General features: G+C 66.0%; 13 protein-coding genes. 9 read left to right on the forward strand and 4 right to left on the reverse strand.

From position 1 onward, the window contains the following. The first annotated feature begins 8 nt into the window (after positions 1-8). Together hisD and nrdR are read left to right on the forward strand one after the other, a co-directional pair. Positions 9-1358 carry a histidinol dehydrogenase gene (gene hisD, locus QNO03_RS00420; RefSeq protein ID WP_289601283.1) on the forward strand — a complete coding sequence of 450 codons (1350 nt, stop codon included), beginning with the start codon at positions 9-11 and terminating at the stop codon, positions 1356-1358. A gap of 135 nt (positions 1359-1493) precedes the next feature. After that, positions 1494-1994, forward strand: coding sequence for a transcriptional regulator NrdR (nrdR, locus tag QNO03_RS00425; RefSeq protein ID WP_289601284.1), 501 nt, complete (start codon positions 1494-1496; stop codon positions 1992-1994). A gap of 90 nt (positions 1995-2084) precedes the next feature. Here nrdR and ppgK read toward each other — a convergent pair whose 3' ends face one another. Both ppgK and map read right to left on the reverse strand, forming a co-directional pair. Further along, complete coding sequence (gene ppgK / locus QNO03_RS00430; protein WP_229947585.1) at positions 2085-2888, reverse strand: polyphosphate--glucose phosphotransferase; 804 nt, start codon at positions 2886-2888, stop codon at positions 2085-2087. Between the two features lie 37 nt (positions 2889-2925). Next, a complete protein-coding gene (map, locus tag QNO03_RS00435; RefSeq protein WP_289601286.1) occupies positions 2926-3804 on the reverse strand; it encodes a type I methionyl aminopeptidase in 879 nt (292 codons plus the stop codon). Between the two features lie 86 nt (positions 3805-3890). On the opposite strand from map, the gene QNO03_RS00440 reads away from it, so the two are divergent. Continuing rightward, a complete protein-coding gene (locus tag QNO03_RS00440) occupies positions 3891-4055 on the forward strand; it encodes an SPOR domain-containing protein (protein WP_229947589.1) in 165 nt (54 codons plus the stop codon). A 51-nt stretch (positions 4056-4106) separates the two neighbouring features. Here QNO03_RS00440 and panB read toward each other — a convergent pair whose 3' ends face one another. Beyond that, positions 4107-4973, reverse strand: a complete 867-nt coding sequence (gene panB, locus QNO03_RS00445) for a 3-methyl-2-oxobutanoate hydroxymethyltransferase (protein ID WP_289601288.1) — start codon at positions 4971-4973, stop codon at positions 4107-4109. Between the two features lie 165 nt (positions 4974-5138). Between panB and QNO03_RS00450 the strand changes: the two genes are divergently transcribed. From QNO03_RS00450 to QNO03_RS00475, 6 genes are all read left to right on the forward strand, one after another. Beyond that, complete coding sequence (locus QNO03_RS00450; RefSeq protein ID WP_229947593.1) at positions 5139-6479, forward strand: glutamine synthetase family protein; 1341 nt, start codon at positions 5139-5141, stop codon at positions 6477-6479. Positions 6480-6504: 25 nt separating this feature from the next. Further along, entirely contained in the window at positions 6505-9519 is a 3015-nt protein-coding gene (locus tag QNO03_RS00455; protein WP_289601289.1) for a bifunctional [glutamine synthetase] adenylyltransferase/[glutamine synthetase]-adenylyl-L-tyrosine phosphorylase, read from the forward strand. 110 nt (positions 9520-9629) lie between these two features. Continuing rightward, positions 9630-11090, forward strand: coding sequence for an amino acid ABC transporter substrate-binding protein/permease (locus QNO03_RS00460; protein WP_229947595.1), 1461 nt, complete (start codon positions 9630-9632; stop codon positions 11088-11090). Continuing rightward, positions 11087-11815 carry an amino acid ABC transporter ATP-binding protein gene (locus QNO03_RS00465; RefSeq protein WP_229947598.1) on the forward strand — a complete coding sequence of 243 codons (729 nt, stop codon included), beginning with the start codon at positions 11087-11089 and terminating at the stop codon, positions 11813-11815. The genes QNO03_RS00460 and QNO03_RS00465 overlap by 4 nt, the downstream gene beginning before the upstream one ends. Before the next feature lie 55 nt (positions 11816-11870). Then, complete coding sequence (locus QNO03_RS00470) at positions 11871-12623, forward strand: NUDIX hydrolase (RefSeq protein WP_289601292.1); 753 nt, start codon at positions 11871-11873, stop codon at positions 12621-12623. 522 nt (positions 12624-13145) lie between these two features. Further along, positions 13146-14657 carry an HNH endonuclease gene (locus tag QNO03_RS00475; RefSeq protein WP_289601294.1) on the forward strand — a complete coding sequence of 504 codons (1512 nt, stop codon included), beginning with the start codon at positions 13146-13148 and terminating at the stop codon, positions 14655-14657. 141 nt (positions 14658-14798) lie between these two features. Here QNO03_RS00475 and QNO03_RS00480 read toward each other — a convergent pair whose 3' ends face one another. Continuing rightward, positions 14799-15680, reverse strand: coding sequence for an alpha/beta hydrolase fold domain-containing protein (locus tag QNO03_RS00480; RefSeq protein WP_289601295.1), 882 nt, complete (start codon positions 15678-15680; stop codon positions 14799-14801). Positions 15681-15716: the final 36 nt, after the last annotated feature.

Consider the following 15716-nt stretch of genomic DNA (forward strand, 5'->3'; position numbering starts at 1 on the left):
TGGAAGACGTGAAATCCTCCAGCCCCGAAGCAGCTTTCGAATCCTTCCGCACCATCGATCTGCGCGGCCGGCATTTGAGCCCGGCCGGGCTCAAGGGTGCCATGCCGCGGGCCCAGGCGTCCTTCGACTCCGCGTCTGATGCCGTTACGGCGATCATCACCGACGTCCGCACCCGGGGATTCACCGCATTGACGGAACTGGCGCAGCGGTTCGACGGCGTGGCCCAGGAACAGGTCCGGGTTCCCGCCGAAGCACTGGACTCGGCACTGGAACAGCTGGACCCGGCCGTCCGGGCCGCGCTCGAAACGGCGATCGAACGGACCCGGATCTTTGCGCAGGCACAGCGCCCTGCCGACGCCCGGGTGGAAATCCGTCCCGGTGCGGTGCTGACCCACCGCTGGATGCCGGTGTCCCGCGTGGGGCTTTACGTCCCCGGCGGCCTGGCGGTGTACCCGTCGTCGGTGGTGATGAACGTGGTGCCGGCGCAGGCGGCCGGTGTCGAGTCCCTCGCCCTTGCCTCCCCGCCGCAGAAGGAATTCGGCGGGTTGCCCCACCCCACCATCCTGGCTGCGGCAAAACTGCTGGGAATTGACGAGGTGTACGCGGTGGGCGGCGCGCAGGCTGTTGCCGCCTTTGCCTACGGTGTGGCGGCCGACGGAGACAATGCGGCGATCCTGCCCGTGGATGTAGTCACCGGTCCCGGAAACGTGTTTGTCGCGACTGCCAAGCGGCTGGTGAAGGGTGTTGTCGGTATTGATTCGGAGGCCGGTCCCACCGAGATCATGGTCCTCGCCGACGAAACTGCGGACCCGCGGCTGGTGGCAGCGGACCTGGTCAGCCAGGCCGAGCACGATCCGAACGCCGGTTCTGTCCTCGTCACGGCATCGGAGCAGCTTGCCGCGGCCGTCCGGGTGGAACTGGGACGCCAGGTTGCGGACACCAAGCACAGCGAACGAGTACAAACGGCGCTTTCCGGCACACAGTCCGGCGTAATCCTCGTGGACGGACTGGAACAGGGCATAGCTGTCTGCGACGCCTACGCCGCCGAGCACCTGGAAATCCAGACAGCCGACGCCGAAGCGGTGGCGGCGCGGATCCGCAGCGCCGGAGCCATTTTCGTGGGGGATTACAGCCCCGTCAGCCTGGGAGATTACTGCGCCGGCTCCAACCACGTGCTGCCCACGGGCGGAACCGCGGCGTTCTCTTCCGGACTGAACGTGACCACCTTCATGCGTGCCATCCAGGTGGTCAACTACAACCGCGAAGCGTTGGAGGAAGTCAGCGGCGACATTGTGGCCCTCTCCCGTGCCGAGGACCTGCCCGCCCACGGGGACGCAGTCAGTATCCGCTTCGAATAACTGAGTCAGGCGGAACGTGGACTACCTACATGTAGTACCGGCGAGTACTACATGTTGTGGTTCCACGCTTGGTATTGGGGCAGTGCGGGCCCTATAGTGAGAGCACCATAAGGCCCCTTCGCGAAAGGACGGGATATGTACTGTCCGTTTTGCCGCAACGCTGATTCCCGCGTCGTCGACAGCCGCCTGGCCGACGACGGATCGGCCATCCGCCGCCGCCGGCAGTGTCCCCAGTGCGGACGCCGTTTCTCCACTGTGGAGACCACCAGCCTGAGCGTGATCAAGCGTTCCGGGGTGGGCGAACCCTTCAGCCGCAGCAAGGTGATCAACGGTGCGCGGAAGGCCTGCCAGGGCCGCCCGGTCAGCGAGGATGACCTGGCCATGCTCGCGCAGGAAGTGGAAGAGACCATCAGGGCCAGCGGCGTGGCCGAGATTGATGCCCACGAGGTCGGGCTGGCCATCCTTACTCCGCTCCAGAAGCTGGACCAGGTGGCGTACCTGCGGTTTGCGAGCGTGTACCAGTCCTTCGAGTCCCTCGAAGATTTTGAGACGGCGATCGGGAAGCTGCGGGCGGAAGCCCGGGAAAGCTCCAGCCGGGTGCCTTCCGGTGCCCAGCGGCCGCTGACCGCCCAGTAGGCCACTGCGGCTGGAGCACTGCCGTGCCTGTACCAGACATCGCAAAAGCGGCGGAAGGAAACCCTTCCGCCGCTTTTGCGATGTGACCGGCTACTTGAGGTACTTGAAGTGCATGGCTGCCTGAAGGGCGGCCCCGACAATGCCCGCGTTGTTCTTCAGGTTGGCGGTGACCAGCGGAGTGCGCAGGTTCAGCAGCGGGAGGAAGTCCTCGCTGCGCTTGGAGATTCCGCCGCCGATCACGAACAGATCGGGGGAGAAGAGGAACTCCACGTGCGAGAAATAGCGCTGGAGCCGTTCGGCGTATTCCTCCCAGCTGATGCCGTCGCGTTCCCGGGCTGAGGCGGAGGCCTTGGTCTCGGCGTCGTGCCCGTCGATTTCCAGGTGGCCGAGCTCTGCGTTGGGAACCAGCAGGCCCTTGTAGATCAGGGCCGAGCCGATGCCCGTGCCCAGGGTGATCACCAGGACGGTGCCGTCCACCTCGCGGCCGGCGCCGTAGCGGGCCTCCGCCAGGCCGGCGGCGTCGGCGTCGTTCATGACCTGCACATCACGCCCAAGCGCCTTGGTGAGCAGGGTGTCAACGTCGGTATCGATCCAGCTGTTATCCACGTTGGCAGCCGAGCGGGCGATGCCGTGGGAGATGATGGCCGGGAACGTGACGCCCACAGGGACCTCCGGGCCGGGGCCGCCGGGCCGGGCGGACAGTTCGGCCACGATCTCCGCCACGACGCCGGCAACGGCTTCGGGAGTGGCGGGCTGCGGGGTGGGAATGCGGAAACGGTCGCCAATCAGCTTGCCCTTGGCCAGGTCGACTATGCCGCCCTTGATGCCCGTGCCCCCGATATCAATTCCGATGACGGCGTCGACGTGTTTGTCGGACTTATGCTTCTTGGCCATGATTCTCCAGTAGTAGTTCTGAGCTCGGGTCAGCGGATCAGGGAAGGGTCAGAACTTCGGCGCCGTCATCAGTAACGAGCAGGGTGTGCTCGAACTGTGCAGTGCGTTTGCGGTCCTTGGTCAGGACTGTCCAATTGTCATCCCACATGTCCCACTCGACGGTGCCAAGTGTGAGCATAGGTTCAATCGTAAACACCATTCCCGGTTCAATCAGCCTGCTGTAGGCGGGCGCGGCGTCGTAATGCGGGATGATCAGGCCGGTGTGGAAGGCTTCGCCGACGCCGTGGCCGGTGAAGTCCCGGACCACGCCGTAGCCGAAACGCTTCGCATAGGACTCGATGGTACGACCAATGACGTTGATTTCCCGGCCCGGGGCAACAGCTTTGATGGCCCGGCGCAGGGATTCCTGGGTGCGCTCCACGAGGAGCCGTGACTCGTCGTCGACGTCTCCCACGAGGAAGGTCCAGTTGGTGTCGCCATGCACGCCGTCCATGTACGCGGTGATGTCGATGTTGATGATGTCGCCGTCGGCAAGGACCGTGGTGTCCGGAATGCCGTGGCAGATGACCTCGTTCACGGAAGAGCACAGGGACTTCGGGAAGCCGCGGTAGCCCAGCGTGGACGGGTAGGCATGGTGGTCCAGCAGGAACTCGTGGCCGATCCGGTCCAGCTCATCGGTAGTGACGCCGGGGGTGATGTGCCGGCCGACCTCGACGATGGCCTGGGCGGCGACCTTGCTCGCGGTCCGGATCTTTTCGATCGTTTCCGGCGACTTCACCTCGGACCCGGTGAACGGTGCGGGCGCCTTCTTGTCCACGTATTCGGGACGGGGGATCGACGCCGGCACGGGCCGCCGGGGACTCACGCTTCCCGGTGCGAGGTGTCCAGCGGGTGCGGTGGCAAGTTTCTGGGGCATACCATCGATCTTATCGCCAGCCCGCCCGACGGCGGGACGAGCCGTCCGGCACGGTGCCGGCACACCCACGTCAACAGGAGGACCCCATGGCCGATTTCTGGTTCAACGTAGTGACCCACCAGGTGGAGGAAGGCCCGCAGTCGGACTGGACCAAGCTGCTGGGGCCGTACCCCACCCGGGAGGAAGCCGAGCTGGCGCTGCAGAAGGTGCAGGCACGGAACAAGGCCTGGGACGCGGACGAAGACAACTAGGAGCCGCGTCCGCGCGTGCCTCAACGGCTGCCCGGGAGCCGGGCGGAATTCCTAGAAGCTGTGTTCCGGGCCGGGGAAGGAACCACTGCGGACCTCGTCCGCGTACTCCTTTGCCGCCCGGGACAGCTCGGTCCGCAGGTCCGCGAACGCCTTGACGAAACGCGGCTGCTTTCCGCCGCGCAGTCCGGCCATGTCCTGCCAGACCAGCACCTGGCCCGTGGTGGCGTTGCCCGCACCAATGCCGATGGTCGGGACCCGGACAGCGGCGTCGACCTCTGCGGCGACGTCGGCGGGAACCATCTCCATCAGGACGCAGAACGCGCCGGCTTCGGCGAGGGCCACGGCGTCCCGGACCACCTCCGCCCCGGCGTCGCCCCGGCCCTGCACCTTGTAGCCGCCGAGGGCGTGCTCTGCCTGTGGAGTAAAGCCGATGTGCGCCATCACCGGGATGCCGGCGGCGGTCATGGCCCGGACATGGTCAACGTAGTGCCGGCCGCCTTCCATCTTCACCGCATGCACCAGGCCTTCCTTCATCAGCCGGACCGAGGACTCGATCGCCTGGGCGGGGGAGACCTCGTACGAGCCGAAGGGCAGGTCGCAGACCACCAGGGCGTGTGACGCCCCGGCCGTGACTGAACGCGCGAAGACGATCATCTCGTCCATGGTGATGGGCAGCGTGGTGGCATGGCCCATCACGTTGTTCGCGGCGGAATCGCCGACCAGCAGCACCTCGATGCCTGCCTCGTCGAAGATGCCGGCGGCGTACTGGTCGTAGGCGGTCAGCATGGCGAACCGGCTACCGGTGTCCTTCAGCTGCTGCAGGTGTGAAATGCGGATTTTCTTCAGCGCCGGTGCTGCGGGAACGGAAGGGTCCGTGGAGGCTGCGGCGTACGGAGGGGGCTGTTCGGCACTGGTCATGTTCCGAGCCTACTAAAGAACGCTCCCCGTCGGCCTGCCGGACGGATGACGTCCTGCGTCGCCCAGCCACGTCACGGTCCGCGGCTGGAGCCGAAATCCTCTCCGCGTGGGTAGAGTGAAGAGGGTTTCACACGTCTGCCCCCGGGTACAGGAAAGAAGGTAAGGATGAACCGCCAGCAGGAATTCGTTCTGCGCACCATCGAGGAGCGCGATGTCCGGTTTGTGCGGTTGTGGTTTACCGACGTCGTCGGCCAGCTGAAATCGGTGGCGCTGGCCCCTGCCGAAGTCGAAGGCGCCTTTGAGGAAGGCCTGGGCTTCGACGGTTCCTCGATCGAGGGCCTGGCCCGGATCTTCGAATCGGACCTGCTGGCCCAGCCGGACCCCTCCACCTTCCAGATCCTGCCCTGGCGCGGCGACGAAGAGCAGACCTCACGGATGTTCTGCGACATCCTCACCCCGGACGGACAGCCCTCGGCTGCCGATCCGCGGAACGTGCTCAAGCGCCAGCTGGCCAAGGCCGCGGACATGGGCTTCACCTGCTACACCCACCCCGAGATCGAGTTCTACCTGCTGAAATCGGACGAGCTCGGCGAAGACGGCCAGCCCGTTCCCGTGGACCAGGCAGGCTACTTCGACCACGTTCCGGGCGGGGTGGCCCAGGACTTCCGCCGCACGGCAGTGTCCATGCTGGAGGCCGTCGGCATTTCCGTGGAGTTCAGCCACCACGAGGCCGGTCCGGGCCAGAACGAGATCGATCTGCGCTACGCCGACGCCCTGCAGACCGCGGACAACATCATGACCTTCCGCACCGTGGTCAAGGAAGTCGCGTTGATGACCAACTGCTACGCGAGCTTTATGCCCAAACCCTTCTCGCACCACCCCGGCTCCGGCATGCACACCCACTTCTCCCTCTTCGAGGGTGACAGCAACGCCTTCTTCCAGGCCGGTGCCGAGTTCCAGCTCTCCACCACCGCACGCCAGTTCATGGCGGGCATCCTGCGGCACGCTCCGGAATTCACCGCCGTCACCAACCAGTTCGTGAACTCCTACAAGCGGCTCTGGGGCGGCGGAGAAGCGCCCAGCTACCTGTCCTGGGGACACAACAACCGGTCCGCCCTGCTGCGGGTGCCGCTGTACAAGCCGAACAAGGGGCAGTCCGCCCGCATCGAATACCGCGGCATCGATTCCGCGGCCAACCCGTACCTGTCCTACGCCGTGCTCCTCGGTGCAGGGCTGAAGGGCATCGAAGAAGGTTACGAGCTGCCGCCGGGCGCCGAAGACGACATCGAGAGCCTGAGCGCCGCCGAACGCCGCGCCATGGGCCACGATCCGCTGCCGGCGTCACTGCATGACGCGGTCCGCGTGATGGAGGACTCGGAGCTGGTGGCCGACATCCTGGGTGAGCAGGTGTTCGAGAACTTCCTGCGCAACAAGCGCGCCGACTGGAACGAATACCGCCAGCAGGTGACCCGGTTCGAGCTGCAGAAGAACCTGGGCATCCTCTAGGGGAGTCCCCGTGATGGAGGTACCGATGAGCCTGACCCGACGGCTGATCGCCACAGGTTTCCGCGACCTGAAAAAAAGCACGCGTTTCCTGGCCGCCGCGGAACTGGAAGCCGTGGACGAGGATGCCTTGTTTGCCGGGTTCAACTTCTCGGCCGATCCGGATCTCGCGCTCCAGTCCCTGGTGCGCCTGATCGGGCGTGCCCCGGAGCTGGTGGAACTGGTGAACGCCGGTGCCGAACAAAGCGAAGCCCTGTTCCGCCTGCTGGGTGCCTCCGAGGCCCTGGCGGAATTCCTGATGCGCCATCCCGAGGATGTCGGGGTGCTGCACCGGCAGCTGCGGGCCGAACCGGGAAGCACCGACGAGCCGACCCTGCGCGCCTCGCTGCTGGATGCCGTGCATGCAGGCACCGGCGCAGCACCCGTGGCCGGACTGACGGGCACGGAGGCCTACGTGGCGCTGCGGTCCCGGTACCGCCGTCACCTGCTGGATCTGGCGGTGCGGGACCTCGGGGCGGCGTCGCCCACCGACTACCTTCCGGCGGCCGGGCGCGAGCTCGCCGACCTTGCCGGCGCAGCACTGGAAGCGGCCCTTGCAGTCTCCCGTGCGGAGCTGGCGGTCAGCTATCCGGCGGAGGAGATCTCCGCTGTCCGCCTCGCGGTCATCGGCATGGGCAAGGCCGGCGCCCAGGAGCTGAACTACATCTCCGACGTGGACGTTATGTACGTGATCGAGTCCTCCGGCCTGCCGGAAGACAGGGCATCCGCGGTCGGGACCGCGCTGGCTGCCGGTATTTCCCGGGCCATCAACGCCTCGGCACCGGAGCCCCCGCTCTGGGAAGTGGATACCAACCTGCGCCCGGAGGGCAAGGACGGCCCGTTGGTGCGGACCCTGGACTCCTACTTGAACTATTACCAGCGGTGGGCGCACAGCTGGGAGTTCCAGGCACTGCTGAAGGCCCGGCCCATGGCCGGAGACCGGGAGCTGGGACGGCGCTACGAAGAAGCCGTTGCTCCCTTGATCTGGACCAGTTCCGAACGTGATGGATTCGTGGAATCGGTGCAGGCCATGCGCCGCCGGGTCACGGACAATATTCCCGCCCATGAAGAGGCACGGCAGCTGAAGCTTGGCAGCGGCGGGCTGCGCGACGTCGAGTTCACCGTCCAGCTGCTGCAGCTGGTGCACGGCCGGGTGGACGAAACGCTGCGCGTGCGCACCACCACTGCTGCCATCGCGGCCCTCAGCGACGCGGGCTACATCGGACGGACCGACGCCGGGGAACTGGACACGTCCTACCGCTACCTGCGGGTGCTCGAGCACCGGATCCAGATGGTGCACATGCGCCGTACCCACCTGATGCCCGAGAACGAAGAGGCGCTGCGGGCACTGGCCAAGTCCAGCGCCGGTTCCCTGTCCCCGGAACGGCCCAGCGCGGAACGCCTCCGGGAGCAATGGCAGCGCACCAAACGGCTGGTGCGGCGGCTGCACGAAAGCATTTTCTACCGGCCGCTGCTGAGCACGGCCTCGAACCTCAGCGCGGACGAGGTCCGGCTGACCCCCGAGGCGGCCCAGGCACGCCTCGCGGCACTGGGCTATGCGGACCCCAAGGGTGCGATGCGCCACATCGAAGCCCTCACGGTAGGGGTAAGCAGGCGGGCAGCGCTGCAACGGCAGCTGCTTCCAGTGCTGCTCGCCTGGCTGGCCGACGGCGTGGACCCCGACGCCGGTCTGCTGGGTTTCCGGCGGCTCAGCGAAAACCTGGGCGATACGCACTGGTACCTGGGGATGCTGCGCGATTCCTCAGCAGCGGGGGAGCGGCTGTGCTCGATCCTGTCGTCCAGCCGGTTCATTACCGACCTGCTCGAGGTTTCGCCGGAATCCACAGCCTGGCTGGCCTCGGACAAGGAACTGACACCGGTTCCCTTCGACACCCAGTGGCAGGAAATCCAGTCGAAGATGTCCCGCCACCCCCGCCCCGGCGAAGCCATGCGGCTGATCCGGCTGATCCGGCGGCGGGAGACGCTCCGCATTGCCATTGCCGACAGTGCCGGCCTGCTCAGCCAGCAGGAGGTCGGCCGCGCCCTGGCGGATGCCGACCGGGCCGCCGTACTGGGAGCCCTGCACGTCGCCGAGTCCGAGGTGTTCGACAGCGGCGGGAAACTCACCGACCTGCTGGTGGTTGCCATGGGCCGGCAGGGTGGACGGGAGATCGGCTACGGCTCCGACGCGGACGTGATGTACGTCCACCGCCCGCTGCCCGGCGTCGACCCGTCGGCGGCCCAGGCCCAGGCGGAGAAGATCGTCTCCCAGATCTCCACCTTCCTGCAGCAGCCGTGCACCCCGGCCGTCCTGGCCGAGCGCACCCTGGTGCTCGACGCAGGCCTGCGCCCCGAGGGACGGCAGGGGCCGCTGGTGCGCAGCCTGGAGTCCTACCGCGGCTACTACGAGCGGTGGTCGCTGATCTGGGAGTCCCAGGCCCTTTTGAGGGCGCGTCCGATGGCGGGCAGCGATGCCCTGGGTGAGGAGTTCATGGCCCTGGTCGACCCGGTGCGCTACCCGGAGGAGGCCACGGAAAAGGACGTGCGGGAGATCCGCCGGATCAAGGCCCGGGTGGAGGCCGAACGCCTGCCCCGGGGCGCCGACCCCTCGCGGCAGCTCAAGCTTGGACGCGGCGGGCTCAGCGACGTCGAGTGGCTTGTTCAGCTGCTGCAGCTGCAGCATGCCCGGCGGGTGCCCGAAATGCGCACGACGTCCACCCTTCCCGCCCTGGACGCGATCGAGGCGGCGGGGCTGCTTCCCGCCGTCGACGTCGATACGCTGCGGCAGGCCTGGCTCCTGGCCAGCCGGGTCCGAAGCGGAAATGTTATCCGGGGCGGACGGAACCCCGACGTGCTGCCCTCCTCCCGCCGTGAACTGGACGCCGTGGCCCGCTGGTGCGGTTACGGTGCAGGTCAGGGCGGAGATCTTGAGGAGGACTACCTCAAGCTCACCCGGCATGCCCGGGCCGTTTTCGAACGCTACTTCTACGGATACGGGACCTAGGTCACGCTCCTGAGGGCCTTTCCAGTTCGTTGCATTGCCACTGCTCTAGGTAGTCTCTATGAGGGCATTTGCGGCGTGGGCCGCAGTGAAAGAGCTAGGAGACGTTTACTTTGCTTAGTGGCAAACGGGCCTTAAAGGGCCCGGCTAAACTGGCCGTACCGCTGACCACCTTCCTCGCAACCCTGGCTTTGCTGCTGGGGATTCCTGCGGCCGGAGCAGTCGCAGCGGACGGCGTCGAGGGCGAGACCTTCGTCGTCGGCACCGACACCACGTTCGCACCGTTCGAATTCCGTGAAAACGGCGAACTTGTCGGCATCGATATGGATCTTCTCAACGCGATAGCCGAGGAGGAGGGCTTCAATGTCGAAATCCAGTCCCTCGGCTTTGACGCTGCACTGCAGTCGCTGCAGTCCAACCAGGTGGACGGCGTTATCGCCGGTATGTCCATCACGGACGAGCGCCGTCAGGTCTTCGACTTCTCCGACCCGTACTTCGAATCCGGCATCCAGATGGCCGTCGCCGAGAACAACGACGACGTTACCGGGTACGAGGACCTGCGCGGCAAGCGCGTAGCGGTCAAGACCGGCACCGAAGGCCAGACCTTCGCCGAGTCCATCAAGGATCAGTACGGCTTCGAAGTGGTCGCCTTTGCGCAGTCCGCCCAGATGTACGACGACGTCAAAGCCGGCGGTTCCGTTGCCGTGTTTGATGACTACCCCGTGCTTGCCTACGGCGTCGCTTCCGGCAACGGCCTGAAGACCGTGACCGACAAGGAAGCCGGCAGTTCCTACGGCTTCGCGGTCAACAAGGGAGCCAACCCCGAGCTGCTTACCGCCTTCAACGACGGCCTGGCCGACCTGAAGGAAAGCGGCGAATACGACGAGATCCTGGACACCTACCTGGAGTCCGGCGCCAAGGACTCCAGCTTCTGGTCCCTGATTACCGACAACGGTCCCGCGTTCGCCAAGGGCATGGGCCTGACCCTGCTGGCCACCGCGCTGTCGCTGCTCTTCGCCCTCATCCTGGGTGTGTTCTTCGGCTTCCTGAAGGTGGGATCGTCGAAGATCCTGCGCGGGATCGCCACTGTTTACGTGAGCATCTTCCGCGGCACCCCGGTCCTGGTCCAGGCGTTCTTCTTCTACTTCGGCCTGCCGCAGATCATTGGCCAGCCGGTGGACGTCCTCACGGCCGGTGTGCTGACCCTGAGCCTGAACGCAGGCGCCTACATGACCGAGATTGTCCGCGGCGGCATCCAGTCCGTGGACCCCGGCCAGATGGAAGCAGCACGCAGCCTGGGCCTGGGCTATGGAAAGACGATGCAGAAGGTCATCATTCCGCAGGCCATCAAGATCATGACGCCTTCCTTCATCAACCAGTTCGTCATTACCTTGAAGGACACCTCCCTGCTGGCCGTCATCGGTTTCGCGGAGCTGACCTACCAGGGCCAGCAGATCTACGCGGTGAACTTCCGGACTGCCGAGGTTCTCCTCATTGTGGCTGCCCTGTACTTCATCGTCATTACGCTGCTGACCAAGCTGGCGGACGTCCTGGATAAGAGGTTTAACAAGTGAGCAAGATCCAAACCATTGGTCTGCGGAAGTCCTACGGATCCAACGAGGTCCTCAAGGGCCTGGACGTCAGCGTCGCCGAGGGCGAAGTGGTCTGCGTCATCGGTCCCTCCGGCTCCGGCAAGTCCACGTTCCTGCGCTGCCTGAACAAGCTCGAAGACATCACCGGCGGCACCGTCAAGGTTGATGATTTCGACCTCACCGATCCCAAGGTGAACCTGAACGAGGTGCGCCAGCACATCGGAATGGTGTTCCAGCACTTCAACCTGTTCCCGCACATGACCGTGCTGGACAACATCATGCTGGCCCCGGTGCAGCTGAAGAAGGCACCCAAGGCGGAGGTCCGGAAGACCGCCCTCGCACTGCTGGAACGGGTGGGACTGTCCGACAAGGCCAACGCCCGTCCGGCCCAGCTGTCCGGTGGCCAGAAGCAGCGCGTGGCGATTGCCCGTGCGCTGGCCATGCAGCCGGACATCATGCTCTTCGACGAGGCCACCTCTGCACTCGACCCCGAAATGGTGGGCGAAGTGCTGCAGGTTATCCGCGACCTCGCCCGGGAAGGTATGACCATGGTGGTGGTCACCCACGAAATGGGCTTCGCCCGCGAAGTGGCTGACCGCGTGATCTTTATGGCCGACGGCCACATTGTCGAGGAAAACACCCCGGAACTGCTCTTCGGCAGTCCCCAGGCTCCCCGGCTGCAGGACTTCCTGGCCAAGGTGCTCTAGCCCTTCACTGCCCCTTTTCACAGTGGCCGCCGACGGTATTCGTTATGCTCTGCACATGAGCGAACTGACCGGTACGGCGGCCACTGTCGTACTGCTGAGGGATTCCGGCGCCGGACCCGAGGTGCTGCTGCTGGAACGGCCCACAGCAGGTTCCTTCGGCGGTGCCTGGGTGTTCCCCGGAGGGCGGGTGGATCCGGAGGACCGGGCTGACGGCGGCAGCGGCGCTGAAGGCGGAGGCGGGGATGACGGCGGCGGCGAGGACGACGGCGGCGGCGGGGACGGCGGCGGCGGCGAGGCGGAAGCGGCACGCCGTGCCGGTGTCCGTGAGACCGAGGAGGAGACGGGGCTGCTGCTGCGGCCGGTGGACCTGGTGCCGCTGTCCTGCTGGATTCCGCCCTCGAACATTCCCCGGCGCTACCAGACCTGGTTCTTTGCGGCGAAAGCTCCCGCCGGAGCGGTGCGGCTCAACCCGGGGGAGCTGCTCAACTACCTTTGGCTTTCCCCGTCCGAGGCACTGGACCGGCACCGCAACGGGCTGATGCAGCTGGTGCCGCCTACCTGGGTCACGCTGCACTCGCTGGCCGCCGATGCGTCCGCCGATGCAGCCCTTGCCCGGATTGCAGGTACCGAACCGGAAACCTTCCGGACCCGGCCTCTAACCGGGTATGAACCCGCCGCGGTTCTGGTGTGGGAGGGCGACGGGGAGTACGACGGCGCTGCAGGAGGAGCCGCCGGTGCTGCTGCCGGGCCGGGGCGACACCGGCTGGTGATGGAGAAAACGTCCTGGCGCTACGAGCGGACTGACTAGCCGGGTGCGGTAGTGGTAGGGATTAGCCCGTGAACGTGCTCTCCATTTTCCCTTCCGTGGCTCGCTGGCTTGGCGGCTCGCTGGCTCGCTGGCTCGTTGGCTGGGTGGCTGGGCTGGCTTGCTGGCTCGTTGGCTGGGTGGCTGGGCTGGCTCGCTGGCTTGGCGGCTCGGTGGCTGGGAGGCCCAGGATGCCCATCTGTTGAGCATTAACGGCTGAGGAGTCCCGGAGCTGGGGCAATCGAGCACCTTCCACTATTCCTCTACACGTTCGCCCGATGGAACGTGCAGCTGGCGTTGTCCACATTTGGTCCGGGCACGCATTTGGGCCGGAAAGTGGGCTGGTGGAATGACCTTATGGAACAGCCCTCCACGCGTTACGCACGCTACGCTCGACGATCGTCAGCTGATGGTCGTTCCGGCGCGCGCTCACGGCCCGGCCGGACAGACGCCAGGGCTCACGAAGCAGGATCCCACTGGACAGAGCAGGATCCGCTGGCGTTGCCGGGGGTGTTTTGCGTGTCTATGAGTGACGTTCCGGCGGACGTTACGGTTCTGCCGGCGGGATTGATGGGCATGCTCTCGCTTCAGGAGCCCGCAGGACTGGGCCAGGAAGCGGCATTGCAGGTTCTGGAGCGTCTCGGTGCCGTGGTCTCCTGGGCTCAGGCGCAGCAGGCACGCACTGTGCACCGGCTGATGGAGCTCACCGCAGCGAACCTGGGCAGGTATCCGGATTCGGACCTCGCTATGCCGGGGAGTGGCACTTCTGCAGAGGTGCAAGGCTCCGGCGAGTGGGTTCTGCGGGCCACGGCGGCGGAGGTTGGCGCCCTGCTGGGCCTGACCGGTCTTGCCGCGCAGCGGCTGGTATCGGATTCCGAGCAGTTGAGCACCCGGTGCACTGAGACCTTGTCAGAGCTGGAACGCGGTGTCATCGACTACCGCAGGGCACGCACTGTCATCGAGCAGACAGGCGGCCTGCGGCCGGAGGACGGGAAACTGCTGGAGGCCAGACTGCTGCATCTGGCACCGGGGAAGACCGGCCCGCAGTTCGACCGGACCGCCCGTCGGATGCGGGAGGGAATCTTTCCGGAGACCATACCGGAGCGCCACCGGACTGCTCATGAGGAGCGGCGGGTGTGGGTGGAAGACCTGCCGGACGGGATCGGTGTCCTTTCGGCTTTTCTACCTGCTGCTGCCGCGCACGGAATCTTCAACGGGCTAACCTCTTGCGCCCGGGGAGAGCAGGCTGCGGGAGATGGGCGGACCTTGGACCAGCTACGTGCCGATGTTCTGGTTTCCGCCTTGACTGGCCAACCGACCCGTTCCGTTGCGGCACCCGCCATGCCAGGGACGGAGCGGGGCACCCCGCCCAGGAAGGGGTCAGCGCCTGCGCCAGCAGGACAGGCAGGACAAGGACTGGGGTCGGCGCCAGCACCTGTAACTGAACAAGAGTGGGCGGGTCCGGGGCTGCGGGCGGAAGTGATGGTGCTGATCTCGGCCGAATCACTGCTGGGCCTTTCGGACGCGCCGGCGGAATTGAACGGTTACGGTCCCGTCGGTGCCGACGTGGCCCGGGAGCTGTTGCGGAATACCGGCCGGTGGACGGGACTGTTGCAGGACGGAGAAGGAGAAATTCTGGCGGTGGGCCGACAGCGGAGGATCCCGCAGGCGCTCAAACGCTGGTTGCAGGCCCGTGACGGGACCTGCAGGTTCCCGGGCTGCGGTGTGGCTGCGGCGAACTGCGAAATCGACCATACGGTGCCGTGGGCCGAAGGAGGTTCTACGGGCCACGGGAACCTGGCGCACCTGTGCCGGAAGCACCACCGGCTCAAGACCGTGGGGTTGTGGAAGGCCCGCCAGCCTGCACCGGGACTCATCGAGTGGACGTCCCCGATGGGACGCGTCTACCAGACGCAGGCATATCTGCACGGCAGGGATTTCGCTGGAAGCGCCTCTATCGAAACTCATCTCATCGATTCCGATGCCAAAGGGGATAAGGCGGAGCAGGCGTGGGCCGGAACTCCACCTCCCTTCTAGGACCAGCTTGGGCTGGTTCTCAGTGGAGAAGGGCCGGCTGCCGAAAATCAGCAAGGCGGGGGAACCGCTGCGCCCCGTTGAGCCAGGAGGACCGGTCAATCAGGGCGGGGGAATGAGAACCGGGTAATCAGAACCGGGTAATCAGGAACGCAACAGCTCCAGAATCACCTTCTGCGCGGCCCTGCCTTCGGGCACGGGAAGCAGGGGATATACATGGACCGCGCCGTCGGCGACGTGCAGTGATACCGGTGACCCCGCAGCCCTCATCAGGTTTTGCAGCCGGAGTACATCCGGATAAGGCAGATCGTGGGTTCCGACGAACACATCGGTCGTCGGCAGCCCCGACATCGGACCGTTGATGGGACTCACGCGGGGATCAGCCAGATCGTCCCCGGCGGCCCACGCCCGAGCCGCAACACGAAGGCCGGCACGGCTCAGCCAGGGATCCACGGCTTCAACCGCGGCAAGCTCCGGGTTTTCCATCGCCACGTCCACCCAGGGGGACAGTAGAACCAAACGCCGCGGCTGAGGCAGAGAATATTCAGCTAGCTGCTGAGCAAAAGCCAGCGCCAAACCGCCACCGGCTGAATCACCCATCAAGGTCACGCGCCCGGGAGCGACGTCGTCCAGCAGCCGGCGGTACACCTTGGCGAGGAGCAGGGCAGCCTCCCGGTGGTTGTACGCAGGCGCCAGACCGTACAGCGGAACCTCCACACGGTGTCCGGCAGCCGCAAGCCGGGAGATGAACCGCCAGTGCCAGGTGCTGATCGGGCTGATGTACGAACCGCCATGGAGGTACAGCACTGCGGAGGACGACGCGTCCCCAGACGAGGCGCCCGGACGCGGCGCCACTGAATAGCAGGAGAATCCGTCGATACTGTGCAGCTCCACCTGGAACGTCCGCAGGAGACGGCGGGGTGGCCGTGCAGCCCGCTTCGCCGAACCGAGCCTGGCGCTGGTGCGTTCCGCCGTGGCTGTCAGGGGCTTCCGGGTCAGCCGCAGATACGGCGTCAACAGCCGCATCCGTAGACTGGCCGTCCTTTCCTCCCGGCCCGCACC

This window comes from Arthrobacter sp. zg-Y877 (assembly GCF_030373105.1).
In the GTDB taxonomy this organism is placed as follows: Bacteria; Actinomycetota; Actinomycetes; order Actinomycetales; family Micrococcaceae; genus Arthrobacter_B.